Origin of the sequence: Rhizobium lentis (assembly GCF_014200175.1) — a bacterium.
Classification (GTDB): Bacteria; Pseudomonadota; Alphaproteobacteria; order Rhizobiales; family Rhizobiaceae; genus Rhizobium; species Rhizobium mulingense.
The window spans coordinates 65,746-89,173 of sequence record NZ_JACHBD010000012.1; the positions used below are offsets into that span (position 1 = coordinate 65,746).

Sequence of the window (23,428 nt, forward strand, 5' to 3'; positions counted from 1 at the left end):
TCTTTACTGCTGCACGGCGGGCGTCGGCACCGCCTCGATGTTGAAGGCGGCGGCCATCAGCGCCTTGGTGTAATCGTCCTTCGGAGCACGGAAGATTTCCGAGGAAGGCCCCTGCTCCACCACCTTGCCGAAACGCATGACGATGACGTCGTTGGCAAGCGCCTTCACCACCTTCAGATCATGGCTGATGAAGAGATAAGCGAGGTCGTGCTTCTTCTGCAGGTCGCGCAGGAGATCGACGACCTGGGCCTGGACGCTCATATCGAGCGCCGAGGTCGGCTCGTCGAGCATGACGAAGCGCGGTTTGAGCACCATGGCGCGGGCAATGGCGATGCGCTGGCGTTGGCCTCCGGAAAATTCATGCGGGTAACGCCACCGGGTCAGAGGGTCGAGACCGACCTCCTCCAGCGCCCAGCAGACGCGCTGGTCGCGCTCTTCCGCGCTCAAGGAGCGCTCATGCACCTTCAGCCCTTCGGCAATGATATCGCCGACCGACATGCGCGGGCTCAGCGAGCCGTAAGGATCCTGGAAGACGATCTGCAGCTGATTCCGCAGCGGCCGCATCTCGCTGAACGAATAGCCGGCTATGTCCTTGCCGACAAAAGCGATCCGCCCTTGCGAGGAGATCAGCCGCGTGAGCGCCAGGCCGAGGGTGGTCTTGCCGGAACCGGACTCGCCGACGACGCCGAGCGTCTGCCCGGCGCGTAGCGAAAGATCAATGCCGTCGACTGCCTTGACGTGGTCGACGACGCGGCGCATCAGCCCCGCCTTAATCGGGAACCAGACGCGAATGTCGGAACCTTCCATCACCACCGGCTTCGACGGATCGGCAAGCGGCGGCTCGCCGCGCGGCTCGGAAGCAAGGAGGTGCCGGGTATAATCGTGCTTCGGATTGGCGAACACCTCCGTGACGGTTCCCGTCTCGACGATCCTGCCCTTGGTCATGACGCAGACGCGATCGGCGAATTTGCGTACGATGCCGAGATCATGGGTGATGAACAGCAGCGACATGCCGTGAGCCGCCTTCAATTGCCGCAGCAGTTCGAGGATCTGCGCCTGCACGGTGACATCGAGCGCCGTGGTCGGCTCGTCGGCGATCAGCAATTCCGGCCGGTTGGCCAGCGCCATGGCGATCATGACGCGCTGGCGCTGGCCGCCGGACAGTTCGTGCGGATAGGCCTTCAACCGCTTTTCCGGCTCGCGGATGCCGACCTGGTTCAACAGGTCCAGCACGCGCTGGCGCGCCGGCTGGCCGGTGATGCCCTGGTGCAGGGCGAGGATTTCGGCGATCTGCTTCTCGATCGTATGAAGCGGATTGAGCGAGGTCATCGGCTCCTGGAAGATCATGGTGATGTCGTTGCCGCGAACCTCACGCAACGCCCGCTCCGACGCCTTCAAGAGATCCTTGCCCTTGAACAGGATCTCGCCGGACGGATGGCTTGCGGTGGGATAGGGCAGAAGCTTCAGGATCGAATTGGCCGAGACCGACTTGCCGGAACCGGATTCGCCGACGAGCGCGACCACCTCGCCCTTGGCGATATCGAAGGAGATGCGATCGACGGCAAGCGAGGTGTCGCCGCCCTGATGAAAGGCAACCGAGAGATCGCGGACGGAAAGGAGCGGTTCTGTCATGTCATTCATCGGAACGTCTTCCTCGGGTCGAAGGCGTCGCGCACGGCTTCGCCGATGAAGATCAGCAGGGACAGCATGATCGACATGGTAAAGAACGCCGTCAGCCCGAGCCATGGCGCCTGCAGGTTGGTCTTGCCCTGGGCGATCATCTCGCCGAGCGAGGGGGAGCCCGGCGGCATGCCGAAGCCCAGGAAATCGAGCGAGGTCAGCGTCGTGATCGAGCCGGAGAGGATGAAGGGCAGGAAGGTCAGGGTCGCGACCATTGCGTTCGGCAGCAGATGGCGCCACATGATGGTGCGGTTATTGACGCCGAGGGCGCGGGCGGCGCGCACATATTCGAAATTGCGGGCGCGCAGGAATTCGGCGCGCACGACGCCGACGAAGCCGACCCAGGAAAAGAGCAGCATGATGCCGAGCAGCACGAAGAAGCCGGGCGGCAGGATGGCGGCGATGATGAGCAAGATGTAGAGCACTGGCATCGACGACCAGATCTCGATGAAGCGCTGCAGCAAAAGGTCGGTCCAGCCGCCGAAATAACCCTGCACCGCGCCGGCCGCAACGCCGATGATTGCCGAGCAGATGGTCAGCGCCAGCCCGAAGAGCACCGAGATGCGGAAACCGTAGATGACGCGGGCGAGCACGTCGCGGGCCTGATCGTCGGTGCCGAGCCAATTGAGGTTGCCCAGCGTGCAGGCCGGATCGTTGACCCCTTGCGGATAGCCGGAGCAGCGCTCCTCCTTTGTCATCAGCCAGAAGGGCGGCGTCGGCGCCGAGTGCGGAATGTTGGAGTTGACCGAGCGGTAGGAATAGCGGACCGGCGGCCAAATCATCCAGCCATTGGCGTTGATCTCGTCTGCGATCACCGAGGAACGGTAATCGGTTTCGGCAAGGAAGCCGCCGAACTTCTCCTCGGGATAGTCGATCAGCACCGGGAAGAGGATTTCGCCCTTGTAGGAAGCGATGATCGGCCGGTCGTTGGCGAGGAATTCTGCAAACAGGCTGAGTACGAAGAGCAGCAGGAACAGCCACAACGACCAGTAGCCGCGGCCGTTCGCCCGGAAATTCCGCCAGCGGCGAATATTGGTCGGCGACAGCAGGCCCTTGCGCGGCGGCTTGACGGGGGTTGCGACGGCAGGATTTGCGGTAGCGTCCATCAGACATCCCTCCGCTCGAAATCGATGCGCGGATCGATCCAGGTGTAGATCAGGTCGGAGATCAGGCTGACGAAAAGGCCGAGCAGCGAGAAGATGTAGAGGGTGGCGAAGACGATCGGATAATCCCGATTGACCACCGAGAGATAGCCGAGGCGGCCGAGACCATCGAGCGAGAAGATGTTCTCAATCAGCAGCGAGCCGGTGAAAAAGGCGGAGATGAAGGCGCCGGGAAATCCGGCGATGATGATCAGCATGGCATTGCGGAACACATGGCCATACAGCACCTGCCGCTCGTTCAGCCCCTTGGCACGGGCGGTGACGACATATTGCTTCTTGATCTCCTCGATGAAGGAATTCTTGGTGAGCAGCGTCGTCGTGGCGAAGGCGGCGAGCGAAAGCGAGATCAGCGGCAAAGTGAGGTGCCAGAAATAATCGAGCGGCTTCTGCCACCAGGCGAGCTGGTCGAAATTATCGGAAACCAAGCCCCGCAGCGGGAACCAGTCGTAAAATGAGCCGCCGGCGAAAAGCACGATCAGCAGGATGCCGAAGAGAAAGCTCGGCACGGCATAACCGACGACGATGACGCCCGAAGTCCAGACATCGAAGGTCGATCCGTCCTTGACTGCCTTGCGGATGCCGAGCGGGATGGAGATCGCGTAGGAGAAGATCAGGATCCAGATGCCGAGCGAGATCGACACCGGCAGCTTTTCCTTGATGAGGTCGAGCACCGAGGTGTTGCGGAAGAAGCTCTCGCCGAAATCGAAGCGGATGTAGTTCCACATCATCTCGCCGAAACGCGTCAGCGGCGGCTTGTCGAAGCCGAATTGTTTTTCAAGCTTGGCGATCAGCTCCGGATCGAGCCCCTGGGCGCCGCGATATTTCGAGCTTTCTTCGCCTCCTCCTCCGCCGAGAAGATCACCGCCGCCGGACAGGCGCTGATCGGCGTTGTCGGCCTGGCCGGTCAGTTGGGCGATCACCTGCTCGACCGGACCGCCGGGGGCGAATTGAACGACGATGAAGGAAATCGCCATGATGCCGACGATGGTCGGAATCATCAAAAGCAGGCGGCGAATGATATAGGCACCCATCAGCCTTCAGCCTCCGGGAATGTTTTTCCTGTCTGCACGCCGTTCAGTCCAATGCCGCTCAATCCGCCAGCCTTCCCTTGCCGGCCCCGCCGGCTTGTCGTGATTCGCTTTCGCCATTTGGAGCCTGGGCCCCCTGCAATGCAAGCCCACTCATTTTGCCGAGGTGGACCACCAAGCGTCCGGAAAACCAAGGCTGTAGGCCGGAAACTCCGGCGGATGCGTAATGGTGTTCCAATAGGCAACGTTTTGCGTCTCGCGGTAGAACAGCGGGATGACGTAGTGATTTGCAAGCAGGACCCGGTCCATGGCCTTGATCGCCGCTATCTGCTCATCGCGGTTCGGCGCGAAGATAATCATGCGAATGAGCTCATCGACGGCCGGGTTGGCAATGCCGGCATAATTGCGAGAACCCTGCTGATTGGCCGAGCCGGAACCCCAGTAGTCGGCCTGCTCATTGCCCGGATTCATCGTTTCAGCCCAAACATTCCAGATCATGTCGAAGTCGAAGGTGCGTTCGCGATTGACAGCTTGCGACGCGTCGACTGTACGGACGCGCGCATCAATCCCGATTTTCTTGAGGTTGTTGGCGTACGGCACCGCCCAGCGCTCCAACATTGGACTCGACAATAGGATCTCGAAACTCATCGGTTGGCCGGTTTTGGAGTTGGCCATCCTGTTGTTCTTGAGCTCCCACCCGGCTTCTTTCAACAGTGCAATAGCCTTGCGGAGGTTGTCGCGGCTTTTCTGCGGATCACCACCGACCGGATTAGTGTAAGGCGTCGTAAAGACCTCTGGCGGAACTTTGTCCTTCAGCCCCTGCAGTAGTTCAAGTTCCCGTCCCTGAGGCAGGCCGGAGGAGGCGAGGTCGGTGTTCCAGAAATAGCTGTCGATCCGCTTATAACTGTTGAAAGCAACCGTGCGGTTCAACTCTTCGAAATCGAAACCGTAATTCAGCGCCTTGCGAACCCTGATGTCCTTGAAGAGGTCGCGCCGCATGTTGGGCACGAGCGCTTGCAGGATGCCGGTAGAGCGAAGCGGGTTTGCAACCTCCTCCTTCTTGACGCGTCCTTCCTTCACTGCGGGAAAATCATATCCCGTCGCCCAGCGGGCAGCGGTTGTTTCTTGCCAGTAGTCGCTGTTGCCGGCGCGAAAGGCTTCGAACTCGACGTCCCGATCACCGAAATAGGTGTAGATGACGTTGCGGAAATTGTTCTGGCCGACATTCACATTGAGGTCCCTTCCCCAATAGTCATCACGCAGTTCATAGCGGATCGTGGCGCCGGGCGAGAAGGAGGCGATCTTGTAAGGTCCCGACCCCATCACCGGCTCCAGGGTCGTCTTGGTAATGTCGCGCGGTTTACCGTCCGGTCCCGGCGCCTCCCACCAATGTTTGGGGACGACCATCAATTGGCCAAGAATGTTCGGCAGTTCGCGATTGTTCTTCTCATCAAAGGTGAAAGTGACATCACGCTCACCCGTCTTTTCCGCTTTAACGACGTGCTGGTAGTAGTTGCCGGCAATCGGGTTCAACTCCTTGGTCTTGCTCAGACTAAAGATGACGTCTTCAGGCGTTACCGGCTGACCATCGGCCCATTTCGCTTCCTTGCGCAGCCGAAAGGTCGCGCTTGAGACGTCATCTGGATAGGAGAGCCCTTCGGCAAGCAGGCCGTAGGAGACGAGGAGTTCGTCATCGGCCGGCTTCAGCAAGGTGTCATAAACAAGCGACAGACCTACCGCTGTCTGGCCCTTCGCAAGCAGAGGATTGAAGGTATCGAAGGCACCGCTTGCGGACAGACGGAGATCGCCACCTTTTGGGGCATCGGGATTGACGTAGTCGAAATGCGCAAAGCCAGGCTTGTACTTCATCTCGCTGACGACCGAGCTTCCGATCTGAAATGGCTGGTCCTGGCCCACGGCCGTCAATGGCGCCAACACACCTGCAAGCGCCAGAAACACACCGATCTTCAACCACAGAGCCGCCATTCACGTTTTCCCCTGATTTTTCATAGATTCGACAATACGAGAAATAGGGGCGAAAAACAGGAGAGAGTTTGGTTTTTGCCGGGCTCGCGAAATTTTGAGCCCTTATCGGCGTCAGCGATCGCAGATGTCTTGACCGCTGCGGCGATCCGCCACCGCCGCCTCCGGCGCCCGCCCGGCAAATCATCGATTCACCAAAATCTCTTTTCACGTTAGATTCGCAACAAATCACTTCTCAAGGGAACAGCATGGCATTCGGCTTCGCTCAAGCTTTCAGGACATTCGGCAGACTGGCGCTCGTCGGCGCAATCGGCGCAGGCCTTGCCGCCGGCGACGTCGGCGCCGAGCAGAAGACGCCGAGCCCGGGCAGTGCCAAGGCGCTATTCGCAGGCGTCAGCCTGCCGACGCAGGGGGCGGCCCAGCCGATCGGCTTTTATGCCAAGGGCTGCATGACCGGCGCGGTGGCGCTGCCGACCGACGGGCCGACCTGGCAGGCGATGCGGCTATCGCGCAACCGCCGCTGGGGCAACCCCGCGATGATCGCGCTCTTGGAACGGTTTTCGCAGGATGCGGTCAAATATGCCGGCTGGCCGGGCATACTCGTCGGCGACATCGCCCAGCCGCGCGGCGGGCCGATGCTCAACGGCCATTCCTCCCACCAGATCGGCCTCGATGCTGATATCTGGTTTACCCCGATGCCGGCGCGCCACATGACGGCTCAGGAGCGCGAAGACCTGCCCTTCACCAGTATGCTGCAGAAGGACAAGTTCCTCACGGTCAATCCCAAGGTATGGACGGAATCGCGTGCGCGGCTTTTGATGCTGGCGGCGAGCTATCCCGAAGTGGAGCGCATCTTCGTCAATCCGGCGATCAAGAAGAAGATGTGCGACACCTGGACCGGCGACCGCACCAACCTTGGTAAGCTTCGGCCAATATACGGCCATGACTCGCATTTCCACATCCGCATCAAATGCCCGCCCGGTGCTGCCGGATGCACGCCGCAAGCTCCTGTCGGCTCCGGAGACGGTTGCGACAAGTCGCTTGCCTATTGGTTCACACCGGCGCCTTGGGCGCCACCGAAACCGCCCAAGCCCGGCGCCAAGCCGCCGAAGCCGCCGCGTGAGATGATGGTCTCCGATCTGCCGAAGGCCTGCGCCGCAGTGCTCGATGCCGCTTCCGTCGCTTCGGTGCAGGCCGCCACCTATGGCGGGACGTCCGCCGCAACGGCCTTCACCGCCGCTCCGGCAGCAGCGCCGGCTGCCGACGACGATGAGGCGCTGCCGGATGTCGGCCCTGTTCCGAACGATAAGCCGACGATCCAATGAGGGCGCCCGAGACCGAGGGCAGGGCGCTGTCTTTCAAATCGCAAATTCTTGGTATAAAGCGATCAAATCGATTGAAATGTTCGGGCGGAGATTGACTTCATGGCCGGCAGCAAATGCGTTGCGTTGATCGCGCATGACCAGAAGAAGGATGACATGGCGGCGTTCGCCCGCGCCAACGAGCATCTTCTCTCGCGCTGGAAGATCGTCGCCACAGGCACGACCGGCGGACGCGTGCTCGACGCCGCTCCCGATCTCAACGTCACCAGGCTGAAAAGCGGGCCGCTTGGCGGCGATCAGCAGATCGGCGCGCTGATTTCGACCGGCGAGGTCGATGCGCTGATCTTCTTCGTCGATCCGCTGACGCCGATGCCGCATGATGTCGACGTGAAGGCGTTGATGCGGCTGGCGATCGTCTACGACATTCCGATGGCGCTCAACCACGCGACCGCTATAAAGCTCCTTCCCACCCTCGAAGCCTGATCAGCACGGAACCGGCCATGCCAAAACCGAACCAAAGCACCGCTCCGCTGCCCTTCCCGATCCTGGTCGGCGATATCGGCGGCACCAATGCCCGCTTCTCCATCCTGTCCGATGCCTATGCCGAGCCGAAGCAGTTTCCGAACGTGCGCACGGCAGATTTCGCGACGATCGACGAAGCGATCCAAAACGGCGTGCTCGACAAGACCGCTGTGCAGCCGCGTTCAGCGATCCTCGCCGTGGCCGGGCCGATCAACGATGACGAGATCCCGCTGACCAATTGCGACTGGGTGGTGCGGCCGAGAACGATGATCGAGGGTCTCGGCATCGAAGACGTGCTCGTCGTCAATGATTTCGAGGCACAGGCGCTGGCAATCGCCGCCCTGTCGGATGAAAACCGCGCGCGCATCGGCAATGCCACCGGCGACATGATCGCGTCACGCGTCGTGCTCGGACCCGGCACCGGCCTCGGCGTCGGCGGGCTCGTGCATGCCCAGCACAGCTGGATCCCGGTTCCAGGCGAAGGCGGCCATATCGATCTCGGGCCGCGCAGCAAGCGAGACTATGAGATTTTCCCGCATATCGAGACGATCGAAGGCCGCGTCTCGGCCGAGCAGATCCTCTGTGGGCGCGGCCTCGTCAATCTCTATAACGCCATTTGCATCGTCGACGGCATCCAGCCGACGATGAAGGATCCGGCCGACATCACCTCGCACGCGCTCGCCGGCAGCGACAAGGCCGCCGTCGAGACCGTCTCGCTATTTGCTACCTATCTCGGCCGCGTGGCCGGCGACATGGCGATGGTGTTCATGGCACGCGGCGGCGTCTACCTCTCCGGCGGCATCTCGCAGAAGATCCTCCCCGCGCTGAAGAAGCCGGAATTCCGCCGGGCCTTCGAGGACAAGGCGCCGCATACTGCGCTGCTTCGCACCATCCCGACCTATGTAGTGACGCATCCGCTGGCAGCCCTTGCCGGGCTTTCCTCCTATGCGCGCATGCCGGCCGATTTCGGCGTCTCGACGGAAGGCCGCCGCTGGCGGCGCTGACCCAGTGCGCGTCCCACCCGGACGCGCCGCACTCTAGCCAAACCGATCCCAACTCTTTATAGAGCCGCCAAAAGCACGCGTCGCCCCTGCGCCGCGTTGGGTCGAGACAGGAAAGCTCATTATTGGAAGCGGCGGAAAGCAGAAAGCAGAGCGTCAGCAGCGATACCGTCACCGGCATCCTGAAGCGCATCATCGCTGAAAACGGCCGCGACCATCTCTGGGGTTATGTCTTCGCGATTGCCTGCCTCATCATCGTGGCGCTTTCGACGGCGTTCACTGCCTGGATCATGCGGGCGATCATCGATGAGGCCTTCGCCAATCGCCGCGCCGAGGTCGTCTGGATCATCTGTCTTTCGATCTTCGTCGCCTTCGTGCTGCGCGGTTTTGCGAGCTACGGTCAGGCGGTGGCGCTTTCCAAGGTCGGCAACGATATCGTCGCGCGATATCAGCGCCGCCTCTACGCGCATCTGATGACGCTTTCCGTCGGCTTCTTCAGCGAAGCGCGCTCGGCCCATATCGCCGCGCAGGTGAGCCAGAACGTCAGCGGCATCCGCGACGTGCTCAACCTCACGATCACGTCGACGGTCCGCGATCTCCTGACCTTCGTTTCGCTGATCGGCGTGATGGTCCTCCAGGACCCGCTGCTCAGCCTTGCCGTGTTCATCATGGCGCCGCCGCTGCTCTATGCGCTTCGCTATGTTTCCAAACGGCTGCGCTCGGCAACCCGCGAAGCCGTGCATCTGAACAGCCACGTGCTGGGCGCCATGCAGGAGACGATCCAAGGCATCGCCATCGTGAAAGCCTTCACGATGGAAGAGGAGCTGGAACGCAAGGTCAACAAACTTATCAAAGGTGCTGAAAACCGGGCAAACCGGATTGCCCGGCTTTCCGAACGCACCTCGCCGCTGACCGAGAGCTTTGCGGGCTTTGCCGTTGCCAGCGTGCTTGCCTATGCCGCCTACCGCTCGATCTATTACAACGTGCCGCCTGGCGCCTTCTTCTCCTTCGTCACCGCCTTGCTGCTGGCTTATGACCCGGCCCGCCGGCTTGCGCGCCTGCAGGTGCAGATGGAGCGCGCCGTCGTCAATGCGCGAATGATCTATGAACTGCTCGACATGGAGCCGCGCCAGCGCGACCTGCCGGATGCTCAGCCGCTGACGGTGACGCAAGCCAGGATCGAATTCCGCAACGTTTCCTTCGGCTACGGCAATGAGAGCGTACTGAGCGGAGTCAGCTTCATCGCCGAGGGGGGCGCGACGACGGCCCTGGTCGGGCCCTCGGGGGCCGGCAAATCCACCGTCATCAACCTCATTCCGCGCTTTTACGACCCGCGCCAGGGCGAGATCCTGATCGACGGGCAGGACATCGCCCACATCACCAAGAAGTCGCTGCGCCAGCAGCTCGCCTACGTCTCCCAGCAGCCTTACCTGTTCGAGGGCACGATCCGCGACAACATCCGCTATGGCCGGCCGGAAGCGACCGATACCGAGGTAGAAGAGGCAGCCCGGCTTGCCTATGCGCATGATTTCATCTGTGCCCAGCCACAGGGTTACGATACGCCGGTCGGCGAAAACGGCGTAACGCTTTCGGGCGGCCAGCGCCAGCGGCTGTCGATTGCGCGGGCCCTGGTGCGCAATGCGCCGATCCTTCTTCTCGACGAGGCGACCTCGGCGCTGGACACCGAATCCGAAGCCGCCGTGCAGAAGGCGCTCGACGAGGCGATGACCGGACGCACCGTCGTCGTCATCGCCCACCGGCTTTCGACGGTTGTGCGCGCCGACAAGATCGTCGTCATGCAGCAGGGCCGGGTCGTGGAAGAAGGCAATCACGAGACGCTTGCGAAGGTCAGCGACGGTCTTTACGCTCGCCTCAACAATCTGCAGAGGCCTTCGGCTTCCGATTCAAACTAAGCTGATACGAGAGACCGAAATGAGCGATGCTGCGATGAAACTGGTGGTGGTCGGCGCGGCAGGGCGCATGGGACAGACGCTGATCCGGCTCATCCATTCCATCGAGGGCGTGACTTTGCATGCCGCCGTCGAGCGCGCCGGTTCGCCGTTCGTCGGCAAGGACGCCGGCGAAATTGCCGGGCTCGGCCCGGCCGGCGTCATCATCGGCGACGATCCGCTCAATGCCTTCCTGCATGCCGAAGGCGTGCTCGACTTCACTTCGCCGGGGGCGACGGTGGAATTTTCAGGCCTTGCCGCCCAGGCCCGCATCGTCCATGTCGTCGGCACCACCGGCTGTTCAGAAGACGACAATGCCAAGATCGCCGCGGCCGCCCGCCATGCCCGCATCGTCAAATCGGGCAATATGAGCCTCGGGGTCAATCTGCTCAGCGTGCTCGCCGAACAGGCTGCGCGGGCGCTCGATCCTGATGACTGGGATATCGAAATCCTGGAAATGCATCACAAGCACAAGGTGGATGCGCCTTCCGGCACCGCGCTTCTTCTCGGCGAGGCCGCGGCCAAGGGGCGCAATATCGATCTCGCCTCGAAATCGGTCCGGGTGCGCGACGGCCATACCGGGGCTCGCGAGGCCGGCACGATCGGCTTTGCGACGCTGCGTGGCGGCTCCGTCATCGGCGAACATTCCGTGCTTTTCGCCGGAGAAGGCGAAATCGTCACCCTGTCGCACAGTGCGGCCGACCGCTCGATCTTCGCGCGCGGCGCTATCAAGGCGGCTCTCTGGGCGCGCGACAAAAAGCCGGGTCTCTATTCCATGCTCGACGTGCTCGGGCTTTCTTCCCAATAACGACATTCGGAGACATATTGATGAGCGGAACCCTCGTCCTCGTTCGCCACGGCCAGAGCGACTGGAACCTGAAGAATCTCTTCACCGGCTGGAAGGATCCCGATCTGACCGAGCTCGGCATCCAGGAAGCCAATGCCGGCGGCGCAGCACTCGCCGAATACGGGATCAAATTCGACGTCGCTTATACGTCGGCACTGGTGCGCGCCCAACACACGCTGAAGCTCATCCTCGACAAGGTCGGCCAGCCCGACCTGCCGACGATCCGCGACCAGGCGCTGAACGAGCGGGACTATGGCGATCTCTCCGGCCTCAACAAGGACGACGCTCGCGCCAAATGGGGCGAGGAACAGGTGCATATCTGGCGCCGTTCCTATGACGTGCCGCCGCCCGGCGGCGAAAGCCTGCGCGATACCGGCGCCCGCGTCTGGCCTTATTATCTCACGGAGATCCTGCCGCGCGTGCTCAGGGGCGAGAAGGTGCTGGTCGCCGCACACGGCAATTCGCTGCGTTCGCTGGTCATGGTGCTCGACAAGCTGAGCAAGGAAGGCGTGCTTGCCCTCAACCTCGCGACCGGCGTTCCCATGGTCTACAAGCTGAACGTCGATTCCACCGTCGCTTCCAAGGAAGTGCTCGGCGACATGTCCGGCGCACATTGAAGCCAATCGCCGCGCCAGCCGACGACGGCTGGCACGGCGCATGTATCAATTCTCGATCGTGAACTGCACCCGGTCGGCCGCAAACCGGCTGATCGAATATTGCACCGGCACGCCGTCAAGATCGGTATTCATCGCCTTGGCGATCAGAAGGATCGCACCGGGGGTGAGTTCGAGATCGGCCAGATCGGCCGTGTCGGCATGCGCCGCCGTCACCTCGGTCGTCGCCCGAACATAATCCGCCAGCCCAAGTTCGGCGAAAGCTTTGGTGATCGATTGATGTTTACCGTAGGCCTCGCCGATCCCGGCGAAACGCTCGGCGGGAAACCAGCTCGTCGCCTTTGACACCGGCCGCCTGTCGGCCTCGCGCAGCGTTTCCAGCCGGATCACCTGTGCGCCCGGCTTCAGGCCCAGCCAACGGGCGACCTCGACGCTCGCCTCCTCCGTCACCTCATCCAGCAGCAGGCTGCGCATCTCGCGCGCCTGATCGCCAATGCCGGCGGTAAAACGCGTGCGCCTGGTGATCGGGAAGCTCAGCCGCTCCTTGCGCTCGATCAGCGTGCCGCGACCTTGCACCGCACGAACGATGCCTTCCTGCGCCAAGGCCGCCAATGCGCTGCGCACCGTATGCCGGTTGACGCCGAATTGCAGCGCCAGGACGGTTTCGGGTGGCACCATTCCCGTTTCGTCATAGGCGCCGTTGCCGATCGCCTCGCGAATTCGGTCGGCGATCTGACGCCAGAGCGCCACGCCGGTCTGCCTTTGCACCTGCTTCAATCCCGCCATTCCATCCCCGCCCTGCCATTTCGCGCCTTTTAACACCCTTCACACGCCTGAAAGAACGCGGAGGCGCTGCAGGGTGTCACACGCTTGTCACGGCATCGTTTTAGGAATAAGTCTAACTTGTGCAATTGTCTATATCAATAGACATTTCGAGGAAAGCGTCGATGAAATCAGCGGACAGGAACAACGCTGCGTCACAGACGGCATCGGGGCGCAAACGCGCCGCCGATCTGTTGGCGCGCGCAGAACGCAGCGAACTCTCGGCGGCCTGGGATGCGTTGCCGCAAAAGCCTGCGGCGCATCCGGTTCGTGGACCGGAGACCGGGCTGGTGATGGTGCGCGGACGCATCGGCGGCGGCGGCGCTCCCTTCAATCTTGGCGAGGTGACGGTCACGCGCGCGACGGTCCGGCTCGACTCCGGCTCGGTCGGCCATGCGCAGGCGCTCGGCACCGACCGCGAGAAGGCGCGCCTGGCGGCGATCTTCGATGCGCTGTGGCAGGAGGAAGCGACGAAGGATTTCGTCGAACGGGCGCTGCTTTTGCCGATCACTGAGCGGATCGCCGCTGCCGAACGCCGTAAGGCCGACGAGACGGCGGCGACCCGCGTCGATTTCTTTACCATGGTGCGGGGAGACAACTGATGGGTTTCAACATGGAAGCCTTGACCGGCGGCTTTGCAGAGCCGGTCTTCCACGCCCAGAGCGTCTTCAAGATGCTGATGGATGGCATGGCCCGTCCCGGCACGATCCAGACCGTTCAGCCCGATGTCACACCGCCTGCGCCGCTGGGCATTGCCGCCGGCGCGATCGCGCTGACGCTTTGCGACCACGACACGCCGGTCTGGCTTTCGCCGGGGCTGACGAAATCCGCCGTGCCGGAATGGCTCGGCTTCCACGCCGGCGCGCCGCTGACCACGGAGAAGGCCGAGGCACGCTTCGCCTTCATCGAAGCCGGTGCCGCGCTTTGCCCCTTCGGCCTCTTCGCCTCTGGCACGCAGGAATATCCCGACCGCTCGACGACGCTCATCATCGAACTTTCCGCCCTCGAAGGTGGCCGCGGACTGGCGCTGATCGGCCCCGGCATCCAGAGTGTGACAGAGATCGCACCTGTTGGGATGCAGGAGACCTTCCTTCGGCTCTGGACCGAGAACCGCGCGCTCTTTCCGCGCGGCATCGACATCGTGCTGACATCGGACGAGCGCTTCCTCTGCCTGCCGCGCACCACCAAGATCACAGCAACGGAGATCTGAGCTCATGTATGTTGCCGTCAAGGGTGGCGAAGCCGCCATTGCCAATGCCCACCGCCTGCTTGCCGACCGCAGGCGCGGCGACCGTTCGCTGCCGGCGATCGGCATCGACCAGATCGTCGCGCAGCTGGCGCTTGCCGTCGACCGTGTCATGGCGGAGGCCTCGCTTTTCGACCGCACGCTCGCCGCGCTCGCCATCCGCCAGTCGCGCGGCGATATGATCGAGGCGATCTTCCTGCTGCGCGCCTACCGCACGACGCTGCCGCGCTTCGGCTATTCCAGGCCGCTCGACACGGCTGATATGGCGATCGAACGCCGTATCTCGGCGACCTACAAGGATCTCCCGGGCGGCCAGCTCCTCGGGCCGACCTTCGACTATACCCACCGGCTGCTCGATCCATCGCTGCTTGCCGACGAAGCGGTCGAGACGCCGGCGCAGCGCGCCGCCGAGACCGGCCGCGTCATGCGCGTCTCGGAAATCCTCGGCGAAGAGGGCCTGATTGAGACTGATGGCGACATGCCGGAGGATCACGAGGTCAGCGACCTGACGCGCGAGCCGATGGAATTCCCGATGAGCCGTGACCTTCGCCTGCAGGCGCTCGCCCGCGGCGACGAAGGCTTTCTGCTGGCGCTCGGTTACTCCACCCAGCGCGGCTACGGCCGCAACCATCCCTTCACCGGTGAGATCCGCATCGGCGAGGTCGAAGTCGAATTCGACGTGCCGGAACTCGGTTTCGCCGTCTCGCTCGGTACGATCCAGATCACCGAATGCCAGATGGTCAACCAGTTCAAGGGGTCGGCCAAGGCGCCGCCGCAGTTTACCCGCGGCTACGGCCTGGTGTTCGGCCAGAGCGAGCGCAAGGCGATGGCGATGTCGCTGGTGGATCGCGCATTGCGCGCCGAAGAGCTCGGCGAGGATATCACCGCGCCGGCCCAGGACGAGGAATTCGTCATCTCCCATTCCGACAACGTCCAGGCGACCGGCTTCGTCGAGCATCTGAAGCTTCCGCATTATGTGGACTTCCAGGCCGAACTCGATCTCGTCCGCCGCATGCGCCGCGAATTCGAAGCCGCCCGCAACAGCGACGAAGGCATGAAGGAGGCCGCCGAATGAACGATCTCGCCAGCTACAACTTTGCCTATCTCGACGAACAAACCAAGCGGATGATCCGCCGCGCCGTCCTGAAGGCGATCGCCATTCCCGGCTATCAGGTGCCCTTCGCCTCGCGCGAAATGCCGATGCCATACGGCTGGGGCACCGGCGGCGTGCAGGTGACGGCCTCGATCATCGGCCCCGACGACGTGCTGAAGGTCATCGACCAAGGCGCCGACGACACGACCAACGCCGTTTCCATCCGTGCCTTCTTCCAGAAGGTCGCCAATGTCGCGGTGACGACGCATACAAGCGAGGCGACCATCATCCAGACGCGCCACCGCATTCCCGAGGAAAGGCTCAAGGCCGGCCAGGTGCTCGTCTACCAGGTGCCGATCCCCGAACCGCTGCGCTTCCTCGAGCCGCGCGAGACCGAGACGCGCAAAATGCATGGGCTGGAAGAATACGGCCTCATGCACGTGAAGCTCTACGAGGATATCGCCCGCAACGGCCGCATCGCCACAACCTATGCCTATCCGGTCAAGGTTCATGGCCGCTACGTCATGGATCCCTCGCCGACGCCCAAATTCGATAATCCCAAGATGCATCAGTCGGAAGCGCTGCAGCTTTTCGGCGCCGGCCGCGAAAAGCGCATCTATGCCGTGCCGCCCTTTACCGACGTCGTCAGCCTGGATTTCGAAGACCATCCCTTCGAAATCCAGCGCTTCGGCAAGCCCTGCGCGCTCTGTGGCGCCGAGGACGTCTATCTGGACGAGGTGGTCCTCGACGACAAAGGCGGGCGCATGTTCGTCTGCTCCGATACCGACCATTGCGAAGATCGGCGCGCACACGGACATGCCGGCGAAATGCTGGCCCGGGAGGCTGCAGAATGACCGATACGCCGCTTCTCAAAGTCAACGACCTTTCGAAGTTCTATGGCAACCGCGTCGGCTGCCGCAATGTGTCCTTCGAGCTCTGGCCGGGGGAATTGCTCGCCATTGTCGGCGAATCCGGCTCGGGCAAGACGACGCTGCTGAACTGCATCTCCACCCGGCTGATGCCGACGACCGGCAGTGTCGAATACCACACGCGCGACGGCAGCTACCGCGATCTCTACCATATGAACGAGGCCGAGCGCCGCTTCCTGATGCGCACCGACTGGGGCTTCGTGCACCAGAACCCGGCCGACGGGCTGCGCATGACGGTTTCCGCCGGCGCCAATGTCGGCGAACGCCTCATGGCGATCGGCGACCGGCATTACGGCAAGATCCGCTCCACCGCCATCGACTGGCTGGAACGCGTCGAGATCGATGCCGATCGCATCGACGACCAGCCGCGCGCCTTTTCCGGCGGCATGCGTCAGCGATTGCAGATCGCCCGCAACCTCGTCACGAGCCCACGCCTCGTCTTCATGGACGAGCCGACCGGCGGCCTCGACGTCTCGGTGCAGGCGCGCCTGCTCGATCTCGTGCGCGGCCTCGTCAACGATCTCGGCCTCTCGGCCATCATCGTCACCCACGACCTCGCCGTCGCCCGGCTTCTGTCGCACCGGATGATGGTGATGAAGGACGGCTACGTCATCGAACACGGGCTGACCGACCGGGTGCTCGACGATCCGCGCGAACCCTACACGCAACTGCTCGTTTCCTCGATCCTGCAGGTCTGAGCGCCGCTGCAGGTCCAAAACCAGGGAAGAAGACATCATGCCGACGCCCCTCGTCATTTCCGAAGTCTCGAAGAGCTTCACCATGCACCTGCGCGACGGCATCCGGCTGCCCGTCGTTTCCGATGTCGCCTTTTCGGTCGCATCAGGCGAATGCGTCGTGCTCGGCGGCCCGTCGGGCATCGGCAAGAGCTCGCTGCTGAAGATGATCTACGGCAATTACGCCGTCGACACCGGCCAGATCCTGATCCGCCACGACGGGCGTATCGTCGATCTGGCCTCCGCCGATCCGCGGACCGTACTCAACGTGCGGCGCCAAACGCTCGGCTATGTCAGCCAGTTCCTGCGTACCGTGCCGCGTGTGCCGGCGATCGACGTTGTTGCCGAACCGCTCGTGGCGCGCGGCGAAGAAGTCGTCGTTGCGCGGGACAAGGCAGGCGCACTGCTCGCCAAGCTCAACCTGCCGGAGGCGCTGTGGCAGCTTCCGCCCGCCACCTTCTCCGGCGGCGAGCAGCAGCGCGTCAACATCGCCCGCGGCTTTATCACCGAGCATACGATTCTGCTTCTCGACGAACCCACAGCCTCGCTCGATGCGAAAAACCGCGCCGTCGTCGTCGGCATGATCGCGGAAAAGAAGAAGGCGGGCGCCGCCCTTCTCGGAATCTTCCACGACGAGGAAGTGCGCGAAGCGGTCGCCGACCGGATTCTCGATGTCCAGCAGTTCTCGCCGCGAAAGATTGCTGCATGAGCCGCAAGCTTGATATCGAACCCTATATCCACGAGACGGCCTCCGTCAGCGATTCCACCTTTGGGCGCTATACGGAGGTCTCGGAGCGCTGCCGCATCAGCGAGGCGACCTTCGGCGACTATTCCTACATCATGCAGGACGGCTCCGTCTGGTGCGCGACGATCGGCAAGTTCGTCAATATCGCCGCCGCCGTCCGCATCAATGCCACCAACCATCCGACCTGGCGGGCGACGCTGCATCATTTCACCTATCGCGCCGCCGACTACTGGCCGGACGCCGACATCGAGGAGGATTTCTTCGCCTGGCGGCGCGCAGACCGCGTGACGATCGGCAACGACGTCTGGATCGGCCATGGGGCGACGATCCTGCCGGGAGTCTGCGTCGGCAACGGCGCAGTGATCGGCGCCGGCGCCGTCGTGTCAAAGGACGTCGCGGCTTACTCGATCGTCGGCGGCGTGCCGGCCAAGCTCATTCGCGAGCGGTTTTCGAAAACGGTCGGCGAACGTATGGACCGGCTCGCCTGGTGGGACTGGGAGCACGACCGGCTGCGCGCGGCACTGCAGGATTTTCGCAACCTTAGCGCGGAAGATTTCCTGGCCCGCTACGACGGTTAAACCTCCGATATAGGCGCGGCGAATTGTGACACGAACTACACAAATATGACATGTGAGGTTCATCAAGCTCGACTAAGGCGATGCTGACCGAGGCCTGGAGTGCAAGGGGAAGCGCATGATGTTCGAGCTGAAGGATGTCACCCGCCGTTTCGGAAACAAGCTCGCCGTCGATACCGTCACCCTCGCCATTCCCCAGGGCCAGATGGTCGGCGTCATCGGCCGTTCCGGCGCCGGCAAGTCGACGCTTCTGCGCATGATCAACCGGCTTCAGGAGCCGAGCTCCGGCTCCATCCATTTCGCCGGCGTCGAGGTCTCCGGGCTTCGCGGCCGGGCGCTGCGCAACTGGCAGCGCGACTGCGCCATGATCTTCCAGCAGTTCAACCTGGTGCCGCGCCTCGACGTTCTCACCAACGTCATGCTCGGCCGCCTCAATCACCGCTCGACATTCTTGAGCCTCCTCAACATCTTCACCCGCGAGGAACGCGTGCACGCGATCGCGGCCCTCGAACGCCTCGGCATCGAGCAGACGGCGCTGCAGGCGGCCGGCACGCTTTCCGGCGGCCAGCAGCAGCGCGTGGCGATCGCCCGCGCCCTGATGCAGAACCCGAAGATGGTTCTTGCGGACGAGCCGATCGCCTCGCTCGATCCGCTGAACGCCAAGATCGTCATGGATGCGCTGCGCGACATCAACGAGCGCGAGGGCATCACCGTCATCACCAACCTCCACACGCTCGATACCGCCCGCAACTATTGTGAGCGCATCGTTGGCATGGCCGGCGGCCGCGTGGTCTTCGACGGCACGCCGTCGGACCTGACCGGGGAAGCGGTGAAGGCAATCTACGGGACGGACAAGGACGGCGCCGGCATCGACGAAGCGATGACTTCGACATCGATCAATCCCGCTTCCGAGCGGGCAGACAATCAAACCGCCGGCATCCAACCGCTGGCGCTGGCCGGCCTGTGAAAGAGGTGGCCGCGATCGAGAGCCCGCGTCAAGGGCACACTTCTTCGTAACGGAAAGCCGGGGACACCGGTCAATAGGAGAGAACGCATGTTGAAGAAAGTACTCTTTGCGGCAACGGCGCTGTTTGCGCTCGCCGGCAGCGCCAATGCCGCAGACCTCAAGGAATTCCGCATCGGCATCCTTGGCGGCGAAAACGAAACCGACCGCCTGCGCAACTATGCCTGCCTCGCCGACCACCTGAAGCAGGAATTTGGCTTCGAAAAGGTTTCGCTGTTCCCGGCCGCCGATTATGACGGCGTCATCCAGGGCCTTCTCGGCGGCACGCTCGACTTCGCCGAACTCGGCGCTTCCGGCTATGCGGCCGTCTACATCAAGGATCCGAAGGCGGTTACGCCGATCCTGACGACTCAGCAGAAAGATGGCTCGACGGGCTACCACTCGATCGGTCTCGCGCTGAAGTCCTCCGGCATCAAGACCATCAAGGACGCCAAGGGCAAGAAGCTCGGCTACGCTGATCCGGACTCCACCTCCGGTTACCTCGTTCCGCTGACGCAGATCCCGAAGGACACCGGCATGCCGAACGACAAGTTCTTTGCCTCGACGCAGTTCAACGGCGGTCACGAAAACAACCTGCTTGCCGCCTATGACGGCAAGGTCGACGTTGCCGTCGACGACTCTTCGGGCATCGGCGATTTCAAGGACGGCTACACCTCCGGCACCTTCCGCAAGGAAGTCGACAAGGGCGCCGTCGATCCGAACAAGCTGGTCGAAGTCTGGCGTTCGCCGCTGATCCCGAACGGCCCGCTCGTCGTGCGCAACGCGCTCGGCGAAGAGTGGCAGACGAAGCTCGCAGCCTTCTACACGGCCCTGCCGGAAAAGGATCACAAGTGTTTCGCAGCCGTCGAAGGCGGCGATTACAAGGGCTATGCCCCCGTCAAGCACGAGTTCTACAACACTGTCGTCGAAGTTCGTAAAGCGGCCATCGGCGGCTGATCGCCTTTTCAATGCGGGGCGGCCGGCAACGGCCGCCCCTTCTTTTGTGACCGGTCGGGGCATTCATGACTATTGCCGATACACAGCCGCGCATGCAGAGCACTGAGGAGATCGGGACCGCCTGGGAGCGGATGGTCGCCAAGCGCCGCTTTTACACCGTCCTTGGCCTGGTTATCCTCATCGCGGCTTTCGTCAGCTCCGTTCGCTTCGCCGACGAGAGCAATGCCGGCCACTTCTTCGACCGCCTGCCGCATCTCTTCGACTTCCTGAGCTGGCTCATTCCCAAGGATTGGAACGACGTCTGGCGCGCGCTGTTCGACATAGCGAGCGTGAACGACAAGGGCGGCGAGGAATTCAATTTCGACAAGGGCCGCGTCTACGTCTGGGGCGCCTTTTACATCCCCGAATATTTCGAGCTGATGATCGTCACGATCAACGTGGCGCTGCTTTCAACGCTCATCGCCTTTGTCTTTGCCGTTCCCTTGAGCTTCTTTGCCGCGCGCAACCTGACGAGTTCATGGCCGCTGCGCATCTTCACCAAGCGCCTGATGGAATTCCTGCGCGCCTTCCCCGAGATCGTCATCGCCGGCCTGTTTTCGGCGATCCTGTCGATCGGGCCGGTCGCCGCCATCATCGCCATCATCCTGCACACGATTGGCGCGCTCGGCAAACTCTTCTACGAAGTCGCCGAGAATATCGACATGAAGCCGCATGAGGGGATGAAGGCCGTCGGCGCCAACTGGTGGGAGCGCGTGCGCTTCGCCGCCCTGCCGCAGGTGCTGCCGAATTTCACCTCCTATGCGCTCTTACGCCTGGAGATCAACGTGCGCGCCTCGACCATCATCGGCGCCGTCGGCGGCGGCGGCATCGGCGAGGAGCTCAAGCTTTCGATCTCGCGCGGCTTCGGCGCCAAGACGATGGCGCTCGTTCTGCTGCTCTTCATGACGATCATCGCCGTCGACCAGTTCTCCGCCTGGCTGCGCCGCCGGCTCGTCGGCGAGCACGCCTTCCTTCTGCAACATTGAGGCCGCCATGACGGTGATCGACGCAAACCGCATGAACGAAATAGAAGCGCGCTATCCCGAATATTTCCACAGTTCGCTCCGCCGGCGCTTCAGCGGGCTGATGGTCCTGATCGCGACGCTGCTCTACAGCCTTTACGCCGTCTGGTTCTTCGATCTGCCCAGGCTCTTTGCTGAAGCCCATTGGGAGCGCGTCGGCATCTATCTCAGCCAATGGGTGAGCTACGACGTTCAGCCGGAATTCCGCATCCAGGACAACGGTTCGATCGAGGTGCGCTATCCGCGCTTCTCGCCGCTCGGCGACAATCCCCGCCCCGATTGGCTGGTCAACAACCCGGACGGCAGCGTCACCCTTTCGATCAGCGGCGCGAGCCGCACCGTCACCGTCTCGAAGAGTGTGACGATCGTCACCGCGCATGGCGTCAGCGTCCCCGTCGACGTTTCGAGCGGCGCGCCGAAGGTCGTCGGGCCAGTACCCGGCTGGATGACGGTTTATGACGACAACGTGCTTGCCGACCTCGGCTTTGCCGGCGACGTCAGCATTTCCGTCGATCGCGTGAAGGTCCGCAAGCGTTTTATCGGCTGGGCGAATTTCATCTTCGACACGCAATCCTCCTTCTTCGACAAGCCTTTTAGCGAGGTCGTCGGCCTCATCGTCTCCGGCCCGCGCATCAAGCCCGAGCAATCCAACGTGTCGCTCGCCTTCGACGATATATGGAACAATAGCGAATGGCAGCATGGCGATGTCTGGACCAAGCTTTTCCAGACGATCGTCATGGCTTTCCTCGGAACGCTGCTCGGCGCGCTCGCCGCCTTCCCGCTTGCCTTCCTGGCGGCGCGCAACATCACGCCGAACCGCCTCCTGAACCTCCTGAAGCGGTTCTTCGATTTCCTGCGTTCGGTCGACATGCTGATCTGGGCGCTGTTCCTGACCCGCGCCTTCGGCCCCGGCCCGCTTGCCGGCAGCGGCGCGATCTTCCTCACCGAGACTGGAACGCTCGGCAAGCTCTATTCCGAAGGGCTGGAGAATATCGACAACAAGCCGCGGGAAGGCATCAAATCGACCGGCGCGCAGACGGTGCTCGTCCATCGTTACGGTATCATGCCGCAGATCGTTCCCGTCATCGTCAGCCAGACGCTCTACCAGTGGGAATCGAACGTGCGCGGCGCCACCATCATCGGCGCCGTCGGTGCCGGCGGCATCGGACTCAAACTCTGGGAAGCGATGCGCACCAACGCCAACTGGGAAAACGTCGCCTATATGGTCATTCTGATCCTGATCGTCGTCTTCCTCTTTGACGCCGCCTCGAACGCCCTGCGCCATCGACTGATGGGCAGCAGGACACACTGACGATCACAAGGTCGTGGCGTGCGGCCGCGCCATCATCATTCTGTCACGGAAATCTTTTAGCCGAGGAGCCTGCTTGCGGTTTTCCGCCAAATCACTGCACATTGCGCTCCCCCGTTTCGACGATCCCCAGGAACAAAAGCCTTGCGCTACGCTCTTTATTTCTCGCCGCCGAAGGATGATCCCCTGACCGGTGCGGCCTCGCACTGGCTCGGCCGCGACGCCTTTACGGGCGAGACCTATCCTGCCCCGACCTATGAGCAGCTCGGCCAGGCAGAGCAGTTCGAGCTGACCGCGGATCCACGCCGCTATGGCTTCCACGCGACGATCAAGGCGCCGTTTGCGCTTGCCGCGTCAGTCACCGAAAAGGACCTCATGGTCTTTGCCGAGGATTTTGCTGCGCGCACGCCGGCCTTCGAGATTCCCGAACTCGTGCTCGGCCAGCTCGGCCGTTTTTTTGCGCTCGTCCCCGGTTCTCTTCATCAACCGCTTCAGGATTTCGCCGCGAAGGTGGTAAAGTCTTTCGAACCGTTTCGCGCGGGGCTTTCGGAAGCCGATATCATCAGGCGCAATCCGGCGAAGCTCAGCGACAGCCAGCGCGCCAACTTGAAGCGCTGGGGTTACCCCTATGTCATGGAGGATTTCGGCTTCCACATGACGCTGAGCGGGCAAGTGCCCGAGACGCGCGCCGTAGTGATGAAAGCGATTCTGGCCGAACGTTTTGCCGGTTTCACCGGCCGGCCGCTGTCGATTTCCGGCCTTGCCGTGTTCGTCGAGGAGACGCGCGGCGCCCCGTTCAAAGTTCATTCCTGGCTGCCGCTTTCCGGCGCCAAAAGCTGAAAGAC

General features: G+C 62.5%; 23 protein-coding genes. 18 read left to right on the plus strand and 5 right to left on the minus strand.

The window, feature by feature from the left end; translation table 11 throughout:
- Window positions 1-3: 3 nt before the first annotated feature.
- From GGI60_RS25225 to GGI60_RS25240, 4 genes are all read right to left on the minus strand, one after another.
- Entirely contained in the window at window positions 4-1,641 is a 1,638-nt protein-coding gene (locus tag GGI60_RS25225; RefSeq protein ID WP_183919206.1) for an ABC transporter ATP-binding protein, read from the minus strand.
- Window positions 1,638-2,786, minus strand: a complete 1,149-nt coding sequence (locus GGI60_RS25230; protein WP_183919205.1) for an ABC transporter permease — start codon at window positions 2,784-2,786, stop codon at window positions 1,638-1,640. Before GGI60_RS25230 ends, GGI60_RS25225 begins: the two co-directional genes overlap by 4 nt.
- On the minus strand, window positions 2,786-3,874 hold the full coding sequence (locus tag GGI60_RS25235; RefSeq protein WP_183919204.1) for a microcin C ABC transporter permease YejB: 1,089 nt from the start codon (window positions 3,872-3,874) through the stop codon (window positions 2,786-2,788). Before GGI60_RS25235 ends, GGI60_RS25230 begins: the two co-directional genes overlap by 1 nt.
- A gap of 150 nt (window positions 3,875-4,024) precedes the next feature.
- Window positions 4,025-5,857, minus strand: a complete 1,833-nt coding sequence (locus GGI60_RS25240) for an extracellular solute-binding protein (protein ID WP_183919203.1) — start codon at window positions 5,855-5,857, stop codon at window positions 4,025-4,027.
- Between the two features lie 245 nt (window positions 5,858-6,102).
- Here GGI60_RS25240 and mepA point away from each other — a divergent pair, with 245 nt between their 5' ends.
- The 6 genes from mepA (at window position 6,103) to GGI60_RS25270 (ending at window position 12,112) form a co-directional block, all read left to right on the plus strand.
- Window positions 6,103-7,179: a penicillin-insensitive murein endopeptidase gene (gene mepA, locus GGI60_RS25245; RefSeq protein WP_183919202.1), complete on the plus strand. Its 1,077-nt coding sequence runs from the start codon at window positions 6,103-6,105 to the stop codon at window positions 7,177-7,179.
- Window positions 7,180-7,278: 99 nt separating this feature from the next.
- Window positions 7,279-7,659: a methylglyoxal synthase gene (locus GGI60_RS25250; protein WP_183919201.1), complete on the plus strand. Its 381-nt coding sequence runs from the start codon at window positions 7,279-7,281 to the stop codon at window positions 7,657-7,659.
- A 17-nt stretch (window positions 7,660-7,676) separates the two neighbouring features.
- Window positions 7,677-8,702: a glucokinase gene (locus GGI60_RS25255; RefSeq protein WP_183919200.1), complete on the plus strand. Its 1,026-nt coding sequence runs from the start codon at window positions 7,677-7,679 to the stop codon at window positions 8,700-8,702.
- Between the two features lie 122 nt (window positions 8,703-8,824).
- The gene (locus GGI60_RS25260; protein WP_183919199.1) at window positions 8,825-10,612 is read left to right on the plus strand and encodes an ABC transporter ATP-binding protein; all 1,788 of its coding nucleotides are present in this window, start codon (window positions 8,825-8,827) and stop codon (window positions 10,610-10,612) included.
- 19 nt (window positions 10,613-10,631) lie between these two features.
- The gene (dapB, locus tag GGI60_RS25265) at window positions 10,632-11,456 is read left to right on the plus strand and encodes a 4-hydroxy-tetrahydrodipicolinate reductase (RefSeq protein ID WP_183919198.1); all 825 of its coding nucleotides are present in this window, start codon (window positions 10,632-10,634) and stop codon (window positions 11,454-11,456) included.
- Window positions 11,457-11,476: 20 nt separating this feature from the next.
- Window positions 11,477-12,112: a 2,3-bisphosphoglycerate-dependent phosphoglycerate mutase gene (locus GGI60_RS25270; protein ID WP_183919197.1), complete on the plus strand. Its 636-nt coding sequence runs from the start codon at window positions 11,477-11,479 to the stop codon at window positions 12,110-12,112.
- Between the two features lie 45 nt (window positions 12,113-12,157).
- Here GGI60_RS25270 and phnF read toward each other — a convergent pair whose 3' ends face one another.
- Window positions 12,158-12,895 carry a phosphonate metabolism transcriptional regulator PhnF gene (gene phnF / locus GGI60_RS25275; RefSeq protein ID WP_183919196.1) on the minus strand — a complete coding sequence of 246 codons (738 nt, stop codon included), beginning with the start codon at window positions 12,893-12,895 and terminating at the stop codon, window positions 12,158-12,160.
- Between the two features lie 161 nt (window positions 12,896-13,056).
- Between phnF and phnG the strand changes: the two genes are divergently transcribed.
- The 12 genes from phnG to GGI60_RS25335 all read left to right on the plus strand — a co-directional run bounded on the left by phnG (window position 13,057) and on the right by GGI60_RS25335 (window position 23,423).
- Window positions 13,057-13,533: a phosphonate C-P lyase system protein PhnG gene (gene phnG / locus GGI60_RS25280; protein WP_183919195.1), complete on the plus strand. Its 477-nt coding sequence runs from the start codon at window positions 13,057-13,059 to the stop codon at window positions 13,531-13,533.
- On the plus strand, window positions 13,533-14,141 hold the full coding sequence (gene phnH, locus GGI60_RS25285) for a phosphonate C-P lyase system protein PhnH (protein WP_183919194.1): 609 nt from the start codon (window positions 13,533-13,535) through the stop codon (window positions 14,139-14,141). Before phnG ends, phnH begins: the two co-directional genes overlap by 1 nt.
- Before the next feature lie 4 nt (window positions 14,142-14,145).
- Window positions 14,146-15,252, plus strand: coding sequence for a carbon-phosphorus lyase complex subunit PhnI (locus GGI60_RS25290; protein WP_183919193.1), 1,107 nt, complete (start codon window positions 14,146-14,148; stop codon window positions 15,250-15,252).
- Window positions 15,249-16,124 (plus strand): alpha-D-ribose 1-methylphosphonate 5-phosphate C-P-lyase PhnJ, encoded by an 876-nt coding sequence (locus GGI60_RS25295; protein WP_183919192.1) that lies wholly within the window; start codon window positions 15,249-15,251, stop codon window positions 16,122-16,124. The genes GGI60_RS25290 and GGI60_RS25295 overlap by 4 nt, the downstream gene beginning before the upstream one ends.
- Window positions 16,121-16,897 carry a phosphonate C-P lyase system protein PhnK gene (phnK, locus tag GGI60_RS25300; RefSeq protein ID WP_183919191.1) on the plus strand — a complete coding sequence of 259 codons (777 nt, stop codon included), beginning with the start codon at window positions 16,121-16,123 and terminating at the stop codon, window positions 16,895-16,897. Before GGI60_RS25295 ends, phnK begins: the two co-directional genes overlap by 4 nt.
- A 37-nt stretch (window positions 16,898-16,934) precedes the next feature.
- Window positions 16,935-17,642 carry a phosphonate C-P lyase system protein PhnL gene (phnL, locus tag GGI60_RS25305; RefSeq protein WP_183919190.1) on the plus strand — a complete coding sequence of 236 codons (708 nt, stop codon included), beginning with the start codon at window positions 16,935-16,937 and terminating at the stop codon, window positions 17,640-17,642.
- Window positions 17,639-18,256: a DapH/DapD/GlmU-related protein gene (locus tag GGI60_RS25310; RefSeq protein ID WP_183919189.1), complete on the plus strand. Its 618-nt coding sequence runs from the start codon at window positions 17,639-17,641 to the stop codon at window positions 18,254-18,256. The genes phnL and GGI60_RS25310 overlap by 4 nt, the downstream gene beginning before the upstream one ends.
- A gap of 118 nt (window positions 18,257-18,374) precedes the next feature.
- A complete protein-coding gene (gene phnC, locus GGI60_RS25315) occupies window positions 18,375-19,220 on the plus strand; it encodes a phosphonate ABC transporter ATP-binding protein (RefSeq protein WP_183919265.1) in 846 nt (281 codons plus the stop codon).
- Window positions 19,221-19,307: 87 nt separating this feature from the next.
- On the plus strand, window positions 19,308-20,213 hold the full coding sequence (gene phnD / locus GGI60_RS25320) for a phosphonate ABC transporter substrate-binding protein (protein WP_183919188.1): 906 nt from the start codon (window positions 19,308-19,310) through the stop codon (window positions 20,211-20,213).
- A gap of 65 nt (window positions 20,214-20,278) precedes the next feature.
- A complete protein-coding gene (phnE, locus tag GGI60_RS25325) occupies window positions 20,279-21,238 on the plus strand; it encodes a phosphonate ABC transporter, permease protein PhnE (protein WP_183919187.1) in 960 nt (319 codons plus the stop codon).
- A gap of 7 nt (window positions 21,239-21,245) precedes the next feature.
- Window positions 21,246-22,586, plus strand: a complete 1,341-nt coding sequence (gene phnE / locus GGI60_RS25330) for a phosphonate ABC transporter, permease protein PhnE (RefSeq protein ID WP_183919186.1) — start codon at window positions 21,246-21,248, stop codon at window positions 22,584-22,586.
- Between the two features lie 141 nt (window positions 22,587-22,727).
- Window positions 22,728-23,423, plus strand: a complete 696-nt coding sequence (locus GGI60_RS25335; protein ID WP_183919185.1) for a DUF1045 domain-containing protein — start codon at window positions 22,728-22,730, stop codon at window positions 23,421-23,423.
- Window positions 23,424-23,428 lie beyond the last annotated feature (5 nt).

Bases quoted from the DNA above. Each gene is read 5' to 3' on its own strand.
- GGI60_RS25225 (WP_183919206.1), bottom strand. From the start codon at position 1,641: ATGAATGACATGACAGAACCGCTCCTTTCCGTCCGCGATCTCTCGGTT.
- GGI60_RS25230 (WP_183919205.1), bottom strand. From the start codon at position 2,786: ATGGACGCTACCGCAAATCCTGCCGTCGCAACCCCCGTCAAGCCGCCG.
- GGI60_RS25235 (WP_183919204.1), bottom strand. From the start codon at position 3,874: ATGGGTGCCTATATCATTCGCCGCCTGCTTTTGATGATTCCGACCATC.
- GGI60_RS25240 (WP_183919203.1), bottom strand. From the start codon at position 5,857: ATGGCGGCTCTGTGGTTGAAGATCGGTGTGTTTCTGGCGCTTGCAGGT.
- mepA (WP_183919202.1), top strand. From the start codon at position 6,103: ATGGCATTCGGCTTCGCTCAAGCTTTCAGGACATTCGGCAGACTGGCG.
- GGI60_RS25250 (WP_183919201.1), top strand. From the start codon at position 7,279: ATGGCCGGCAGCAAATGCGTTGCGTTGATCGCGCATGACCAGAAGAAG.
- GGI60_RS25255 (WP_183919200.1), top strand. From the start codon at position 7,677: ATGCCAAAACCGAACCAAAGCACCGCTCCGCTGCCCTTCCCGATCCTG.
- dapB (WP_183919198.1), top strand. From the start codon at position 10,632: ATGAGCGATGCTGCGATGAAACTGGTGGTGGTCGGCGCGGCAGGGCGC.
- GGI60_RS25270 (WP_183919197.1), top strand. From the start codon at position 11,477: ATGAGCGGAACCCTCGTCCTCGTTCGCCACGGCCAGAGCGACTGGAAC.
- phnF (WP_183919196.1), bottom strand. From the start codon at position 12,895: ATGGCGGGATTGAAGCAGGTGCAAAGGCAGACCGGCGTGGCGCTCTGG.
- phnG (WP_183919195.1), top strand. From the start codon at position 13,057: ATGAAATCAGCGGACAGGAACAACGCTGCGTCACAGACGGCATCGGGG.
- phnH (WP_183919194.1), top strand. From the start codon at position 13,533: ATGGGTTTCAACATGGAAGCCTTGACCGGCGGCTTTGCAGAGCCGGTC.
- GGI60_RS25290 (WP_183919193.1), top strand. From the start codon at position 14,146: ATGTATGTTGCCGTCAAGGGTGGCGAAGCCGCCATTGCCAATGCCCAC.
- GGI60_RS25295 (WP_183919192.1), top strand. From the start codon at position 15,249: ATGAACGATCTCGCCAGCTACAACTTTGCCTATCTCGACGAACAAACC.
- phnK (WP_183919191.1), top strand. From the start codon at position 16,121: ATGACCGATACGCCGCTTCTCAAAGTCAACGACCTTTCGAAGTTCTAT.
- phnL (WP_183919190.1), top strand. From the start codon at position 16,935: ATGCCGACGCCCCTCGTCATTTCCGAAGTCTCGAAGAGCTTCACCATG.
- GGI60_RS25310 (WP_183919189.1), top strand. From the start codon at position 17,639: ATGAGCCGCAAGCTTGATATCGAACCCTATATCCACGAGACGGCCTCC.
- phnC (WP_183919265.1), top strand. From the start codon at position 18,375: ATGTTCGAGCTGAAGGATGTCACCCGCCGTTTCGGAAACAAGCTCGCC.
- phnD (WP_183919188.1), top strand. From the start codon at position 19,308: ATGTTGAAGAAAGTACTCTTTGCGGCAACGGCGCTGTTTGCGCTCGCC.
- phnE (WP_183919187.1), top strand. From the start codon at position 20,279: ATGACTATTGCCGATACACAGCCGCGCATGCAGAGCACTGAGGAGATC.
- phnE (WP_183919186.1), top strand. From the start codon at position 21,246: ATGACGGTGATCGACGCAAACCGCATGAACGAAATAGAAGCGCGCTAT.